The sequence below is a fragment of the Streptomyces sp. NPDC045431 genome (assembly GCF_040646655.1).
Lineage (GTDB): Bacteria > Actinomycetota > Actinomycetes > Streptomycetales > Streptomycetaceae > Streptomyces.
Window position 1 is genome coordinate 650,808 of record NZ_JBEZAQ010000001.1, and the last position, 13,453, is coordinate 664,260.

Below are 13,453 nucleotides of genomic sequence, written 5' to 3' on the forward strand. Positions count from 1 at the left end.
CAAAGGATCTAGGACCCGCTGAGATGAGCAAGCTCGAACTCCTCCCCGCCGTCGACGTCCGGGACGGCCAGGCCGTACGGCTCGTCCATGGCGAGTCCGGCACGGAGACGTCGTACGGCTCTCCCCTGGAGGCGGCCCTGACCTGGCAGCGGGCGGGCGCCGAGTGGCTCCATCTCGTCGACCTCGACGCCGCCTTCGGCACCGGTGACAACCGGCAGCTGATCGCCGAGGTGGCCAAGGCCATGGACATCAAGGTGGAGCTCTCCGGCGGCATCCGCGACGACGCCTCGCTCGCCGCCGCGCTCGCCACCGGCTGCACCCGGGTCAACCTCGGCACCGCCGCCCTGGAGACCCCGGAGTGGGTCGCCAAGGTCATCGCCGAGCACGGCGACAAGATCGCCGTCGGCCTGGACGTCCGCGGCACCACGCTGCGCGGCCGCGGCTGGACCCGCGACGGCGGCGACCTGTACGAGACGCTGGCCCGCCTCGACTCCGAGGGCTGCTCCCGCTACGTGGTCACCGACATCGCCAAGGACGGCACCCTCCAGGGCCCCAACCTGGAGCTCCTGCGCAGCGTCTGTGCCGCCACCGACAAGCCGGTCGTCGCCTCCGGCGGCGTCTCCTCCCTCGACGACCTGCGCGCCATCGCCGCGCTCGTCCCCGAGGGCGTCGAGGGCGCGATCGTCGGCAAGGCCCTGTACGCCAAGGCGTTCACTCTGGAGGAGGCCCTCGCGGCCGTCGCGGCGGTGGCCGAATGACCGGTTCCGTACGCAAGGTCGTGACCGGCGCGCCCTGGGAGGAGCAGTTCGGCTACTCCCGCGCCGTGGAGCTGCCCAACGGCCTGGTCCTGGTCTCCGGCTGCACCTCCGTGGTCGACGGCGAGATCGCCGAGGGCGGCCCCTACGAGCAGGCGGTCAACTCCTTCAACGTGGCCTTCGGCGCGCTGGAGCAGCTCGGCCTGGGCGCGGCGGACGTGGTCCGCACCCGTATGTACATCACCCACGCGCGGGACGTGGACGAGGTCGGCCGGGCGCACAAGGAGCTGTTCGACGCCGTCCGGCCCGCCGCATCCATGATCATCGTCTCCGGTTTCGTCGACCCGCGGCTGGTCGTCGAGGTCGAGATCGAGGCGTACCGAGGAACAGAGCGAGGAGCGCAGTCCTCATGACCCTCGCGGTCCGAGTCATCCCCTGCCTGGACGTCGACAACGGCCGGGTCGTCAAGGGCGTCAACTTCCAGAACCTGCGCGACGCGGGCGACCCCGTCGAGATGGCCAAGCTGTACGACGCCGAGGGCGCCGACGAGCTGACCTTCCTCGACATCACCGCGTCGTCCGGCAACCGGGAGACCACCTACGACGTGGTGCGCCGCACCGCCGAGCAGGTCTTCATTCCGCTGACCGTCGGCGGCGGCGTCCGCAGCGCCGAGGACGTCGACAAGCTGCTGCGCGCCGGTGCCGACAAGGTCGGCGTCAACACCGCGGCGATCGCCCGCCCCGAGCTGATCCAGGAGATCGCCGAGCGCTTCGGCCGCCAGGTGCTGGTCCTGTCGGTCGACGCCCGCCGCACCCCCCAGGGCACCTTCGAGGTCACCACGCACGGCGGCCGCCGCGGCACCGGCATCGACGCCGTCGAGTGGGCCCACCGGGCCGCCGAGCTGGGCGCGGGCGAGATCCTGCTCAACTCGATGGACGCGGACGGCACCAAGGACGGCTACGACACCGAGATGATCGCGGCCGTGCGCAAGCACGTCACGGTCCCGGTGATCGCCTCCGGCGGCGCCGGCAAGCTCGCCGACTTCCCGCCCGCCATCGACGCGGGCGCGGACGCGGTGCTGGCGGCCTCGGTCTTCCACTTCGGCGACCTGCGGATCTCCGAGGTCAAGGACACCCTGCGCGAGGCCGGCCACCCGGTCCGCTGACGCGGCACCCACGCCGCGCGCCGGGCGTGGCGGACGAGTGACGCGGCACCCGCCGCGCGCCAGGCCCGGCGGACGGGGCAGACCTGCGCTCCAGGCCGGGGTACCGGCCTGAGCCGTCCGCCAAGCCCGGCGGACGGCTCAGGCCGCCCGCTGGGCCAGCTGTATGAGGTTGCCGACCGTGTCGTCCAGCACGGCCGTCAGCACCGGACCCTGCTCCGTGGGCGCCTGGGTGAACCGCACCCCCAGGCCGCTCAGCCGCTCGTGCTCCGCCCGCAGGTCGTCCACCGAGAGCACCAGACACGGCAGCCCGGCCTCGCGCAGCTCCTTCCGGTACTGCTCCGCCATCGGGCTGTCCCCGGGCTCCAGCAGCAGCTCCACGTCCTGGCCGGGCGCGGCGACGGTGATGAAGCGCGCCCCACCCAGGTCGAGGTCGGTTCTCGTCTCGAAGCCGAGCACGCCGGTGTAGAAGGCGTGGGCCTTCGCCTCGTCGTCGACGTACACGCTGGTCATCGCGATCCTGATCATCGTCCGCCTCCGGAGTCTCGCCGGGATGAGCTGCGTACGTCCGATGATGCCCGCCACCACTGACAATGGCCGGTCGCGCGCCGTCGCCGCAGGTCAGAGCCGTCAGAGACCCAGCTGCCTGGCCCCGTGCAGCCGCTCCACGGCCTCCTTGTCGCCCTCGACCTCCACACGCGCCGCGTCCTGGCGGCCGAACGCGAACATCGTCAGCTCGCCCGGCTCCCCGGTCACCGTGACCACCGGGGTGCCCCGGCGGCCCACCGCCGTCTGGCCGTTCGGGCGGCGCAGCACCAGACCCACCGGCACCTTGCGGCACAGCATCCGCGCCCCCTTCTCCAGGCGCGACCACAGCGCGTCCGCGAAGACCGGGTCCAGCTCGCGCGGCGTCCAGTCCGGCTGGGCCCGCCGCACGTCCTCGGCGTGGACGTAGAACTCGACCGTGTTGGCCCCCTCGTCGACCTGCTTGAGCGCGTACGGGGACATCCTCGGTGGCCCCGTACGGATCAGCTGGATCAGTTCGTCGTACGGCTTCGAGGCGTACTCCGCCTGCACCTGCTCCAGGCGGGCGCGCAGCGGCCCGATCAGGATCCCCGCAGCGGCGTCCGGGCGGCGCTCGCGCACCACCACATGGGCCGCGAGGTCCCGGGTCTTCCACCCCTCGCACAGGGTCAGGGCATCCGGGCCCGCCGCTTCCAGCAGGTCGGCGAGCAGAAGTCGTTCACGCTTGGCATGGGTCGACATGGGCGCCAGCGTACGGCGACAGGGCCCGGTCCGCCCAGTGGACGCACCCCCGGGCCGACCCCGGGACCACGGCACAATGGTGACATGACCAGCAACCTTGACCCGGCCATCGCCGCCCGTCTCAAGCGCAGCCCCGACGGGCTGGTCCCGGCCATCGCCCAGCAGTACGACACCGGCGAGGTGCTCATGCTCGGCTGGATGGACGACGAGGCCCTGCACCGCACCCTCACCACCGGCCGCTGCACCTACTGGTCCCGCAGCCGCCGGGAGTACTGGGTCAAGGGCGACACCTCCGGTCACGTCCAGCACGTCAAGTCCGTCGCCCTGGACTGCGACGCCGACACCGTCCTGGTCAAGGTCGACCAGGTGGGGGCCGCCTGCCACACCGGCGCCCGTACCTGCTTCGACGCCGACGTCCTCCCCCTCGCCGAATAGGGTCTGCCGCCATGGATCTCGAGACCTTCCGCAAGCTGGCGGCCGACCGCCGCGTCATCCCCGTCAGCCGCCGCCTGCTCGTGGACGGCGACACCCCGGTCGGGCTCTACCGCAAGCTCGCCGCCGAGCGCCCCGGGACCTTCCTGCTGGAGTCCGCCGAGAACGGCCGCTCCTGGTCCCGGTACTCCTTCATCGGCGTCCGCAGCGCCGCCACCCTCACCGCGCGCGACGGACAGGCCCACTGGCTCGGCACCCCGCCCGTCGGGGTCCCCGTCGACGGCGACCCGCTGGAGGCGCTGCGCGCCACCATCGAGACGCTCCACACCCCCAGGGACCTCGCCTCCGGCCTCCCGCCCTTCACCGGCGGCATGGTCGGCTACCTCGGCTACGACGTCGTGCGCCGCCTGGAGCGCATCGGCGAGCACGGCCGCGACGACCTGCGGCTGCCCGAGCTCACCATGCTGCTCACCTCGGACCTCGCCGTACTCGACCACTGGGACGGCACCGTCCTGCTGATCGCCAACGCGATCAACCACAACGACCTCGACACCGGCGTCGACGAGGCGTACGCCGACGCCGTCGCCCGCCTCGACGCCATGGCCGCCGACCTGGCCAAGCCGCTGGCGACGGAGCCCGCCGCCCTGCCGCCCTCCGAGCTGCCGCCGTACACCGCCCTGTGGGGCGGAAAGGCCTACCAGGACGCCGTCGAGGACATCAAGGAGCGCATCCGCGCGGGCGAGGCCTTCCAGGTGGTGCCCTCCCAGCGGTTCGAGACCCCCTGCACGGCCGGCGCCCTGGACGTCTACCGGGTGCTGCGGGCCACCAACCCGTCCCCGTACATGTACCTCTTCCGGTTCGACGGCTTCGACGTCGTCGGGTCCAGCCCCGAAGCACTGGTCAAGGTCGAGGACGGCCGTGCGATGGTGCACCCCATCGCCGGAACCCGTCCGCGCGGCGCCACCCCGCAGGAGGACCAGGCGCTCGCCGAGGAGCTCATCGCCGACCCCAAGGAGCGCGCCGAGCACCTCATGCTCGTCGACCTCGGCCGCAACGACCTGGGCCGGGTGTGCGAACCGGGCTCCGTCGAGGTCGTCGACTTCATGTCGATCGAGCGGTACTCGCACGTCATGCACATCGTCTCCACCGTCGCCGGCCGCGTCGCCGAGGGCCGCACCGCCTTCGACGTGCTGACCGCCTGCTTCCCCGCCGGGACCCTGTCCGGCGCGCCCAAGCCGCGCGCCATGCAGATCATCGAGGAGCTGGAGCCCTCCCGGCGCGGACTGTACGGCGGCTGCGTGGGCTACCTGGACTTCGCCGGCGACTCCGACACCGCCATCGCCATCCGTACGGCCCTGCTGCGCGACGGCACGGCGTACGTCCAGGCCGGCGCCGGTGTCGTCGCCGACTCCGACCCGGTCGCCGAGGACACCGAATGCCGCAACAAGGCGGCCGCCGTGCTCCGCGCCGTGCACACCGCCAACCGGATGAACCACGCATGACGACGTAAGGGATAGTGGAGTACGTGACTGCCGCATCCGTACCCCAGCCCCGTGCCACGCGCGCGGACGAGACGACGGCCGCCACCCGCGGCCGTCGCAGTCTCGCCGCCGCCCTGTTCCTCGGCGCCGTCGGAGCGGCCGTCGTCCTGCTCGCCTCCGGGCAGACCTGGGCCGAGGGTGAGGTCGCGGTGGGCGGCGGGGCGGCCCCGCTCGACGCCTCCGGCGGCGACGTCACCGGCGTACCCACCGCCCTCGCCATCGTGGGCCTGGCGGCCCTGGTGGCCGTCTTCGCGGTCCGCAGGGCCGGCCGGCTCCTGGTCTCGCTGCTGCTCACGCTGACCGGCGCGGGAGCGGCGGCCGCCGCATACCTGGGCGCCTCCGACAGCGCCGCGCTGGACGAGAAGGCGGCGCGCACCACGGGGGACACCGCCGCCCGCGTGGACGCCCTCACGCACACCCCCTGGCCGTACGTGACGGCGGCCGGCGGCCTGCTGCTCCTGCTGGCCGGACTGCTGGCCCTGCGCTACGGCCGTACCTGGCCCGCCATGTCCGGGCGGTACGAACGCGAAGGCGCCCCCCGGGCGCGCGCGGAGCGGCGGCCGGTGGACCCGGAGCGCCCCGAGGAGCTGTGGAAGGCCCTGGACCGCGGCGAGGACCCCACGCGCGGCGCCTGACGCCCAGGGGACGGCCCCGGGCGGCCGTCGGCGCGAGGGTGACCCCGGATCACCCCGCACGCGCGCGTGCGGGACAATATCGGCGAGCGTCCGCACTCGGCGGGGCCGTAACAGAGCAACATCAACGAGGAGCAACTCATGGCGGGCAGCGACCACGGACACACCCCGGCCGCCTGGACCGGTGTCATCATCTCCTTCGCCGGCTTCTGCGTCGCCGGTGCCTTCATGGTGGCGGCCAACCCGGTGGGCTTCTGGGCGGGCATCGGCGTCGTCCTGCTCGGCGGTGTCGTCGGTGCTGCCATGAAGGCCGCCGGACTCGGCGCGAAGCCGTCCCCGGAGCTCGAGCGCGCCCGCGAGGAGGCCGCCCGCGCCGACCACACGCCCGAGACCGCTCACGCGGGCCGCTCCTGACCCGTTGGGGCGCACCGGCGACACGGGGCGCGGTCCGGCACGGCCGGGCTGCGCCTTTCCGTATCGCCGGGGACAATCCCCGGGTGGACGACGCCATGCCGAACAGCCCGAGCAGCCCCGCCCCGTACGGCGCGGACCCGTACGGCGCGGACCCGTACGGCGCGGGGCCGCACACACCGGTCCCGCCCGCCTCGGGGCCGCCGGCCGCGCAGGGGCCGCCGCACGCACCGACCCCTGCCCCGGCCCCGCCCCCGCTCGTACGGCGCCTCGCGGCGCCCGTGGGCACGCTGGCCGCGGTCGCCGCGGCCTTCGCGTACGTGGGCGCCGTCGACCCCAACGAGCCCGGCCACTACCCGGTCTGCCCGCTGCTGCGGTTCACCGGCCTGTACTGCCCCGGCTGCGGCGGCCTGCGCAGCGCCCACGCGTTCATCCACGGTGACCTGGCCGCCGCCCTCGGGGCCAACGCCGTCGCCGTCGCCGGGTACGTCGCCTTCGCCGTCCTGATGGCCCTCTGGCTCGTACGGGCCGTACGCGCGCAGCCCGTACGGATCGACATCGGACAGCTGTGGGTCTGGTCCTTCGGCGCCCTCCTGGTGCTGTTCGCCGTCGTCCGAAACCTGCCCTTCGGGTCCGCGCTCGCTCCGTGAACCCGCAGGCCAGCGCGGTGCGCACCACCGGGTGCGCACACTGTCGCCGTCGGCGGATACCATCGAGGTGACTGATCCGGCTCCAACATCACCCTCCGGAAGGGGGCCTCTCGCGTGAGTGTGCTCGACGAGATCATCGAGGGCGTACGCGCCGACCTCGCGGAGCGGCAGGCGCGGGTCTCCCTCGACGAGCTCAAGGAGCGGGCGGCGAAGGCGCCCCAGGCCAAGGACGGCGCGGCCGCGCTCCGCGGCGACGGCGTCCAGGTCATCTGCGAGGTGAAGCGCTCCAGCCCGTCCAAGGGAGCGCTCGCCGCGATCGCCGACCCGGCCGGGCTCGCCGCGGACTACGAAGCGGGCGGCGCCGCCGTCATCTCCGTCCTGACCGAAGAGCGCCGCTTCGGCGGCTCCCTCGCCGACCTGGAGGCCGTCCGCGCCCGGGTCGACATCCCGGTCCTCCGCAAGGACTTCATCGTCACCGCCTACCAGCTGTGGGAGGCACGGGCGTACGGCGCCGACCTCGCCCTGCTGATCGTCGCCGCCCTCGACCAGCCCGCCCTGGAGTCCCTCATCGAGCGGGCCGAGTCCATCGGCCTCACCCCGCTCGTCGAGGTCCACGACGAGGAGGAGGTCGAACGGGCCGTCGCCGCCGGTGCACGCGTCATCGGCGTCAACGCGCGCAACCTGAAGACCCTCAAGGTCGACCGCGCCACCTTCGAGCGGGTCGGCCCCGAGATCCCGGCCGGCATCGTCAAGGTCGCCGAGTCCGGCATCCGCGGCCCGCACGACCTGATCGCCTACGCCAACGCGGGGGCCGACGCCGTCCTCGTCGGCGAGTCGCTCGTCACCGGCCGCGACCCCAAGGCCGCGGTGGCCGACCTGGTCGCCGCCGGCGCCCACCCCGCCCTGCGGCACGGACGGGGCTGACCCCGCCATGACCGCCGCCGCCCGCGCCCTCGCGCCGAACCCGCACCCCGCGCCCTCGCGCCCGGTGCCGTCGGCCGACGGAGCGTGCGCGCGGGCGGCCGGTCGCACGGCGCCCTCTACGGCTTCCCACACGGCTTCCCACACGGCCTCCGCCACCGCCGTCACCCGCGCCTGCGTGGGTGCGGGCGTGGGCGCCGGCTCCCCGACGGCGGGCCGCCCCCGCCGCCCGTACGCGCCCGGCCTCGCGGCCGGCCCGTACGCCCTCCCCGACGCGTACGCCCGGCTCGCCCGCGGCTGCCGTCCGCGCGGCTGCCGGGCCCCGGCCCGCCGGGTGCACGGGCGCCGCGTCCGCTACGTCATCGGCGACGAGCCCGGCCAGGTCAACGGCATGCGATGGCGCGCGCGCACCGCGCGCCCCCACCACCGCTAGCCCGCCGCCCCTCGCCGGAGCGTCCCCGTACGCGCGTACGGGCACGCCCCGCGACGTCTCCACGACGTCACGCGCGACTGGGCGGGGGAGCGGTGGCACCGGCGCACCCCGTGACCACCGTCCCGCACCGTCATCCGGGAGCGTTCACGCCCCCGTGAGGAGCAGTCGCATGCCCAGCGAGTTCTTCATTCCCGACCCCCAGGGTCACGTCCCGAGCGCCGAGGGCTACTTCGGTGCCTACGGCGGCAAGTTCATCCCCGAGGCGCTCGTCGCCGCGGTCGACGAGGTCGCCGTCGAGTACGAGAAGGCCAAGGCCGACCCGGCCTTCGCGGCCGAGCTCGACGACCTGCTGATGAACTACACCGGCCGCCCCAGCGCCCTCACCGAGGTGCCCCGGTTCGCCCGGCACGCCGGCGGAGCCCAGGTCTTCCTCAAGCGCGAGGACCTCAACCACACCGGCTCGCACAAGATCAACAACGTGCTGGGCCAGGCCCTGCTCACCAAGCGCATGGGCAAGACGCGCGTCATCGCCGAGACCGGCGCCGGCCAGCACGGTGTCGCCACCGCCACCGCGTGCGCCCTCTTCGGCCTCGAATGCACCATCTACATGGGCGAGATCGACACCCAGCGCCAGGCGCTGAACGTCGCCCGGATGCGCATGCTCGGCGCCGAGGTCATCCCCGTGAAGTCCGGCAGCCGCACCCTCAAGGACGCCATCAACGAGGCGTTCCGCGACTGGGTCGCCAACGTCGACCACACGCACTACCTCTTCGGCACGGTCGCGGGCCCGCACCCCTTCCCCGCCATGGTGCGCGACTTCCACCGCGTCATCGGCGTCGAGGCCCGCCGCCAGATCCTGGAGCGGGCGGGGCGGCTGCCCGACGCGGCCATCGCCTGCGTCGGCGGCGGCTCCAACGCCATCGGCCTGTTCCACGCGTTCATCCCGGACGCGTCCGTCCGGCTGGTGGGCTGCGAGCCCGCCGGACACGGCGTCGAGACCGGCGAGCACGCGGCCACCCTCACCGCGGGCGAGCCCGGCATCCTGCACGGATCCCGCTCCTACGTCCTCCAGGACGAGGAGGGCCAGATCACCGAGCCGTACTCCATCTCGGCCGGCCTGGACTACCCCGGCATCGGCCCGGAGCACGCGTACCTCAAGGACAGCGGGCGCGGCGAGTACCGCGCGGTGACCGACGACGCGGCGATGCAGGCCTTGCGCCTGCTGTCCCGTACGGAGGGCATCATCCCGGCCATCGAGTCCGCGCACGCCCTGGCCGGCGCCCTGGAGGTCGGGCGCGAACTCGGCGAGGACGGCCTGATCATCGTCAACCTCTCCGGCCGCGGCGACAAGGACATGGATACCGCCGCTCGCTATTTCGGCCTGTACGACGCCGAGCCGCCCGCCGTGGTCGAGGCCGACGCCTCCGCCGAGAACGGCGCCGCCGAGATCCAGCGCGACACCCAGGGGGAGACCAAGTGAGCGGGAACATCCAGCTGCTACAGGACACCCTGGCGCAGGCCAAGGCGGAGGAGCGCGCCGCCCTCATCGCCTACCTCCCGGCCGGCTTCCCCAGCGTCGACGGCGGCATCGAGGCCGTCAAGGCCGTCCTCGACGGCGGCGCCGACATCGTCGAGGTCGGCCTGCCGCACAGCGACCCGGTCCTCGACGGCCCGGTCATCCAGACCGCCGACGACATCGCGCTGCGCGGCGGCGTGAAGATCGCCGACGTGATGCGCACGGTCCGCGAGGCCCACGAGGCCACCGGCAAGCCGGTGCTCGTGATGACGTACTGGAACCCCATCGACCGGTACGGCGTCGAGCGCTTCACCGCCGAGCTGGCCGAGGCGGGCGGCGCCGGCTGCATCCTGCCCGACCTGCCGGTCCAGGAGTCCGCGCTGTGGCGCGAGCACGCCGAGAAGCAGAACCTCGCCACCGTCTTCGTCGTCGCGCCGAGCAGCAAGGACGAGCGGCTGGCCACCATCACACGCGCGGGCAGCGGCTTCGTGTACGCCGCCTCCCTGATGGGCGTCACCGGCACCCGCGAGTCGGTCGGCGCCCAGGCCGCCGACCTGGTGCGGCGCACCCGCGCCACCACCGAACTACCGGTCTGCGTCGGCCTCGGCGTCTCCAACGCCGAACAGGCGGCCGAGGTCGCCTCCTTCGCCGACGGCGTCATCGTCGGCTCCGCCTTCGTCAAGCGCATGCTCGACGCCGAGGACCACGCCGCGGGCATCGCGGCCGTACGGGAACTGGCGGGCGAACTCGCGCGAGGAGTGAAGCGCTCCCAGGGAGTGTCGTAGCTCGAACGGGTGGATCTGGACCGGGGAGGCGCGCCCGCGCCTCCCCGGTTCGTTGCTGTGGGCGTGAGCGAGAAGAACAGTGCAGGCAAGCGGAGCGCGCGAGAACGGCTCCAGATCGAACGCGAGCAGCAGAAGGCGCGGGAGCGGCGCAGGCGCACCCTGCTCGTCTCGGCGGCCGTCGTCGGCGTGCTCGGCCTGGCCGCGGTGGTCGGCGTCATCGCCGCCAACACCGGCGACAAGAGCGACGGCTCCGGCGACGGTCCGGTCGCCGCGCCCTCCGGAGCGGCCGGCAAGGACGGGCTGGCGATCCCCGCCGGCGCCACCGACGCCCCGTCGACGCTCACGATCTGGGAGGACTTCCGCTGCCCGGCCTGCGCCCAGTTCGAGAACGCCGTCCGGGACACCGTCCATGAACTGACCGAGTCGGGCCAGGTCAAGGTCGAATACCACCTCGCCACGATCATCGACGGCAACATGGGCGGCAGCGGCTCGCTGAACGCGGCGAACGCCGCGGCCTGCGCCCAGGACGCCGGCAAGTTCGTGCCGTACCACGACGTGCTCTACCAGAACCAGCCCCCCGAGCCGGACGACGCCTTCGCCAAGGACGAGCGGCTCTTCGAGCTGGCGGCGAAGGTGCCGGGCCTCGACACGCCGGCCTTCCGCAGCTGTGTGGCGGAGGGCAAGCACGACGGCTGGGTCAACAAGTCCGCCCAGGCCTTCCGGGACGGCGACTTCCGGGGGACGCCCACCGTGCTGCTCAACGGAGAATCGATCTTCCCGACCAAGGGCAAGGAGCAGATCTCCGTGGAGAACCTGAAGAAGTGGGTCGACGAGGCCAACAAGGGCAAGAAGCGGGGTACGGCCTTCCCGACCGCGCCCGCCTCGCCCTCCGCCCCGGGCTCTCCGTCGCCCGGGCGGGGCTGAGCACCTCTCTTGTTATGCACTCTTTGCCGGGCGGGTTCCCGTGTCTCCCGCCCGGCACGGTAGCGTCGGTCCTGCCATGGACCTTGCCTACATTCCGAGCCCGTCGACCGGTGTGATCCACCTCGGACCGCTCCCGCTGCGCGGCTACGCCTTCTGCATCATCATCGGTGTCTTCGTCGCCGTCTGGTACGGCAACAGGCGCTGGCTCGCCCGGGGCGGCCGTGCCGGCACCGTGGCCGACATCGCCGTCTGGGCGGTGCCCTTCGGCCTCGTCGGCGGCCGGCTCTACCACGTCATCACCGACTACCAGCTGTACTTCAGCGAGGGTGAGGACTGGGTCGACGCCTTCAAGATCTGGGAGGGCGGCCTCGGCATCTGGGGCGCGATCGCCCTCGGCGCGCTCGGCGCCTGGATCGGCTGCCGCCGCCGCGGCATCCCGCTGCCGGCGTACGCGGACGCCATCGCGCCCGGCATCGCCTTCGCGCAGGCCATCGGACGGTGGGGCAACTGGTTCAACCAGGAGCTGTACGGCAAGCCGACCGACCTGCCGTGGGCGCTGGAGATCAGCGAGGGCGTGAACCGCGAGGCGGGGCTCTACCACCCGACGTTCCTGTACGAGTCGCTGTGGTGCGTCGGCGTGGCGCTCCTGGTGATCTGGGCGGACCGCCGCTTCACGCTCGGCCACGGGCGCGCCTTCGCGCTGTACGTCGCGGCGTACTGCGCCGGGCGGGGCTGGATCGAGTACATGCGCGTCGACGAGGCGCACCACATCCTGGGCCTCCGGCTCAACGTGTGGACCGCGATCCTGGTCTTCCTGGCGGCGGTCGCGTACATCGTGATCTCGGCGCGGGTACGGCCGGGACGCGAGGAGGTCGTGGAGCCGGACGCGCCCGCGGCGAAGGCGGCGGCGGGCAAGGACGCCGTCGCCGGCACCGCGCCCGCGGACTCCGCGCCTGCGGATTCCGTACCGGCGGACGCCGAGCGCGACGCCGGAGGGGACGCGGAGGCGGACGGCGAGACGGACGCGCAGGCGAAGTCCGCCGGACCGCGCTGACGCGCTCGGCAGCCACGAGGCGGCCGCCGGGACCGAGAGGTTCCGGCGGCCGCCTCGTGCGTACGCGGGTGAGGCCGCGCTCGTCAGGTCAGGCCAGGACAGGTCAGCTCCGGCGGGCGAGGGCGAGTGTGCGGCGGGCCTCGGCGACGATCGCCGCGTCGACGAAGCGGCCGTCGGGCAGGGCCAGCGCGCCCGCACCGGCGGCGCCCGCCGCGACGACCTCCTCCGCCGCCGCGACCTCCTCGGGGGTGGGGAGGTAGGCCCGCTCGATGACCGGGAGCTGGCGGGGGTGGATCGCGGCGCGGCCCAGGAAGCCCAGGGCGCGGCCGTGGGCGCAGGACGCGGCGAGGCCGTCGAGGTCGCGGATGTCGGGGTGGACCGACTGGGCGGGCGGCGGCAGGCCGGCGGCGCGGGCGGCGACCACGACGCGGCTGCGCGACCAGTCGAGGCCGCGGTCGTCGCGTACGCCCAGGTCGGCGCGGAGGTCGGCCTCGCCGATGGTGAGGGAGCGGACGGCGGGGTGGGCGGTGGCGATGGCGTGCGCACGCTCGATGGCCAGGGCGGATTCCAGCAGCGGGTGGAGTGGGACGCCGGGGGCGAGGGCCGCGATCCGCTGAATGTCAGTGCCGTGTGTCACCTTGGGAACACGCAGAGCGGCGAGGCCGGGGAGGGGGGCCAGCGATGTGATGGCCGTGTTGTCGTGCGCGGTGTCGTGAGGACCGGGGAGGCGGACGTGGACCGGTACGGGGTGGGGCGAGGAGAGCAGTTCGACGGTGGCGTCGAGGGCGTACGCCCTGCGGTCGGGCGCCACCGCGTCCTCCAGGTCGACCACCACCACGTCGGCGCCGGAGCGCAGCGCCTTGGCGACCACGTCGGGGCGGTCCCCGGGCGCGTAGAGGAAGGTGAGGGGGAGGGGGGTCAGGGAGGGGAGGGAAGTCATGGAGGCCACCGGGGTGTTGGGGGGCACCGTG

17 protein-coding genes are annotated in these 13,453 nt (G+C 73.7%); 14 read left to right on the forward strand and 3 right to left on the reverse strand.

Features of this window, described 5'->3' with window-relative positions:
• Positions 1 to 23 precede the first annotated feature (23 nt).
• Genes priA through hisF form a run of 3 tightly spaced genes read left to right on the forward strand, consistent with a single transcriptional unit; the run spans position 24 to position 1,920 of the window.
• The gene (priA, locus tag AB0A69_RS02930; protein ID WP_361414615.1) at positions 24 to 758 is read left to right on the forward strand and encodes a bifunctional 1-(5-phosphoribosyl)-5-((5-phosphoribosylamino)methylideneamino)imidazole-4-carboxamide isomerase/phosphoribosylanthranilate isomerase PriA; all 735 of its coding nucleotides are present in this window, start codon (positions 24 to 26) and stop codon (positions 756 to 758) included.
• Positions 755 to 1,168 carry a RidA family protein gene (locus AB0A69_RS02935; protein ID WP_361414617.1) on the forward strand — a complete coding sequence of 138 codons (414 nt, stop codon included), beginning with the start codon at positions 755 to 757 and terminating at the stop codon, positions 1,166 to 1,168. Before priA ends, AB0A69_RS02935 begins: the two co-directional genes overlap by 4 nt.
• Positions 1,165 to 1,920: an imidazole glycerol phosphate synthase subunit HisF gene (gene hisF / locus AB0A69_RS02940; protein WP_361414619.1), complete on the forward strand. Its 756-nt coding sequence runs from the start codon at positions 1,165 to 1,167 to the stop codon at positions 1,918 to 1,920. The genes AB0A69_RS02935 and hisF overlap by 4 nt, the downstream gene beginning before the upstream one ends.
• 138 nt (positions 1,921 to 2,058) lie before the next feature.
• Here the strand turns inward: hisF and AB0A69_RS02945 are convergent, their stop codons facing one another.
• Together AB0A69_RS02945 and AB0A69_RS02950 are read right to left on the reverse strand one after the other, a co-directional pair.
• Positions 2,059 to 2,445 (reverse strand): VOC family protein, encoded by a 387-nt coding sequence (locus AB0A69_RS02945; protein ID WP_361414621.1) that lies wholly within the window; start codon positions 2,443 to 2,445, stop codon positions 2,059 to 2,061.
• Positions 2,446 to 2,547: 102 nt separating this feature from the next.
• Complete coding sequence (locus AB0A69_RS02950; RefSeq protein ID WP_361414623.1) at positions 2,548 to 3,183, reverse strand: TIGR03085 family metal-binding protein; 636 nt, start codon at positions 3,181 to 3,183, stop codon at positions 2,548 to 2,550.
• Between the two features lie 84 nt (positions 3,184 to 3,267).
• Between AB0A69_RS02950 and hisI the strand changes: the two genes are divergently transcribed.
• The 11 genes from hisI (at position 3,268) to lgt (ending at position 12,482) form a co-directional block, all read left to right on the forward strand.
• A complete protein-coding gene (gene hisI / locus AB0A69_RS02955; RefSeq protein WP_355358359.1) occupies positions 3,268 to 3,618 on the forward strand; it encodes a phosphoribosyl-AMP cyclohydrolase in 351 nt (116 codons plus the stop codon).
• An 11-nt stretch (positions 3,619 to 3,629) separates the two neighbouring features.
• Positions 3,630 to 5,117, forward strand: a complete 1,488-nt coding sequence (locus AB0A69_RS02960; protein WP_361414625.1) for an anthranilate synthase component I — start codon at positions 3,630 to 3,632, stop codon at positions 5,115 to 5,117.
• A gap of 14 nt (positions 5,118 to 5,131) precedes the next feature.
• On the forward strand, positions 5,132 to 5,791 hold the full coding sequence (locus tag AB0A69_RS02965; protein ID WP_361414627.1) for a TIGR02234 family membrane protein: 660 nt from the start codon (positions 5,132 to 5,134) through the stop codon (positions 5,789 to 5,791).
• Between the two features lie 138 nt (positions 5,792 to 5,929).
• Positions 5,930 to 6,202, forward strand: a complete 273-nt coding sequence (locus AB0A69_RS02970; RefSeq protein WP_361414629.1) for an HGxxPAAW family protein — start codon at positions 5,930 to 5,932, stop codon at positions 6,200 to 6,202.
• 83 nt (positions 6,203 to 6,285) lie between these two features.
• A complete protein-coding gene (locus AB0A69_RS02975) occupies positions 6,286 to 6,849 on the forward strand; it encodes a DUF2752 domain-containing protein (protein ID WP_361414631.1) in 564 nt (187 codons plus the stop codon).
• 114 nt (positions 6,850 to 6,963) lie between these two features.
• The gene (gene trpC / locus AB0A69_RS02980) at positions 6,964 to 7,773 is read left to right on the forward strand and encodes an indole-3-glycerol phosphate synthase TrpC (RefSeq protein WP_361414633.1); all 810 of its coding nucleotides are present in this window, start codon (positions 6,964 to 6,966) and stop codon (positions 7,771 to 7,773) included.
• A gap of 7 nt (positions 7,774 to 7,780) precedes the next feature.
• A complete protein-coding gene (locus AB0A69_RS02985) occupies positions 7,781 to 8,203 on the forward strand; it encodes a hypothetical protein (RefSeq protein ID WP_361415225.1) in 423 nt (140 codons plus the stop codon).
• Positions 8,204 to 8,372: 169 nt separating this feature from the next.
• A complete protein-coding gene (gene trpB / locus AB0A69_RS02990) occupies positions 8,373 to 9,683 on the forward strand; it encodes a tryptophan synthase subunit beta (RefSeq protein ID WP_361414635.1) in 1,311 nt (436 codons plus the stop codon).
• Entirely contained in the window at positions 9,680 to 10,504 is an 825-nt protein-coding gene (trpA, locus tag AB0A69_RS02995; RefSeq protein ID WP_361414637.1) for a tryptophan synthase subunit alpha, read from the forward strand. Before trpB ends, trpA begins: the two co-directional genes overlap by 4 nt.
• Before the next feature lie 63 nt (positions 10,505 to 10,567).
• Positions 10,568 to 11,428 carry a thioredoxin domain-containing protein gene (locus AB0A69_RS03000; protein WP_361414639.1) on the forward strand — a complete coding sequence of 287 codons (861 nt, stop codon included), beginning with the start codon at positions 10,568 to 10,570 and terminating at the stop codon, positions 11,426 to 11,428.
• A 76-nt stretch (positions 11,429 to 11,504) separates the two neighbouring features.
• Entirely contained in the window at positions 11,505 to 12,482 is a 978-nt protein-coding gene (lgt, locus tag AB0A69_RS03005; protein WP_361414641.1) for a prolipoprotein diacylglyceryl transferase, read from the forward strand.
• A gap of 103 nt (positions 12,483 to 12,585) precedes the next feature.
• Here lgt and AB0A69_RS03010 read toward each other — a convergent pair whose 3' ends face one another.
• Entirely contained in the window at positions 12,586 to 13,422 is an 837-nt protein-coding gene (locus AB0A69_RS03010; RefSeq protein ID WP_361414643.1) for a CoA ester lyase, read from the reverse strand.
• Positions 13,423 to 13,453 lie beyond the last annotated feature (31 nt).

Bases quoted from the DNA above. Each gene is read 5' to 3' on its own strand.
- priA (WP_361414615.1), top strand. From the start codon at position 24: ATGAGCAAGCTCGAACTCCTCCCCGCCGTCGACGTCCGGGACGGCCAG.
- AB0A69_RS02935 (WP_361414617.1), top strand. From the start codon at position 755: ATGACCGGTTCCGTACGCAAGGTCGTGACCGGCGCGCCCTGGGAGGAG.
- hisF (WP_361414619.1), top strand. From the start codon at position 1,165: ATGACCCTCGCGGTCCGAGTCATCCCCTGCCTGGACGTCGACAACGGC.
- AB0A69_RS02945 (WP_361414621.1), bottom strand. From the start codon at position 2,445: ATGATCAGGATCGCGATGACCAGCGTGTACGTCGACGACGAGGCGAAG.
- AB0A69_RS02950 (WP_361414623.1), bottom strand. From the start codon at position 3,183: ATGTCGACCCATGCCAAGCGTGAACGACTTCTGCTCGCCGACCTGCTG.
- hisI (WP_355358359.1), top strand. From the start codon at position 3,268: ATGACCAGCAACCTTGACCCGGCCATCGCCGCCCGTCTCAAGCGCAGC.
- AB0A69_RS02960 (WP_361414625.1), top strand. From the start codon at position 3,630: ATGGATCTCGAGACCTTCCGCAAGCTGGCGGCCGACCGCCGCGTCATC.
- AB0A69_RS02970 (WP_361414629.1), top strand. From the start codon at position 5,930: ATGGCGGGCAGCGACCACGGACACACCCCGGCCGCCTGGACCGGTGTC.
- AB0A69_RS02985 (WP_361415225.1), top strand. From the start codon at position 7,781: ATGACCGCCGCCGCCCGCGCCCTCGCGCCGAACCCGCACCCCGCGCCC.
- trpB (WP_361414635.1), top strand. From the start codon at position 8,373: ATGCCCAGCGAGTTCTTCATTCCCGACCCCCAGGGTCACGTCCCGAGC.
- lgt (WP_361414641.1), top strand. From the start codon at position 11,505: ATGGACCTTGCCTACATTCCGAGCCCGTCGACCGGTGTGATCCACCTC.
- AB0A69_RS03010 (WP_361414643.1), bottom strand. From the start codon at position 13,422: ATGACTTCCCTCCCCTCCCTGACCCCCCTCCCCCTCACCTTCCTCTAC.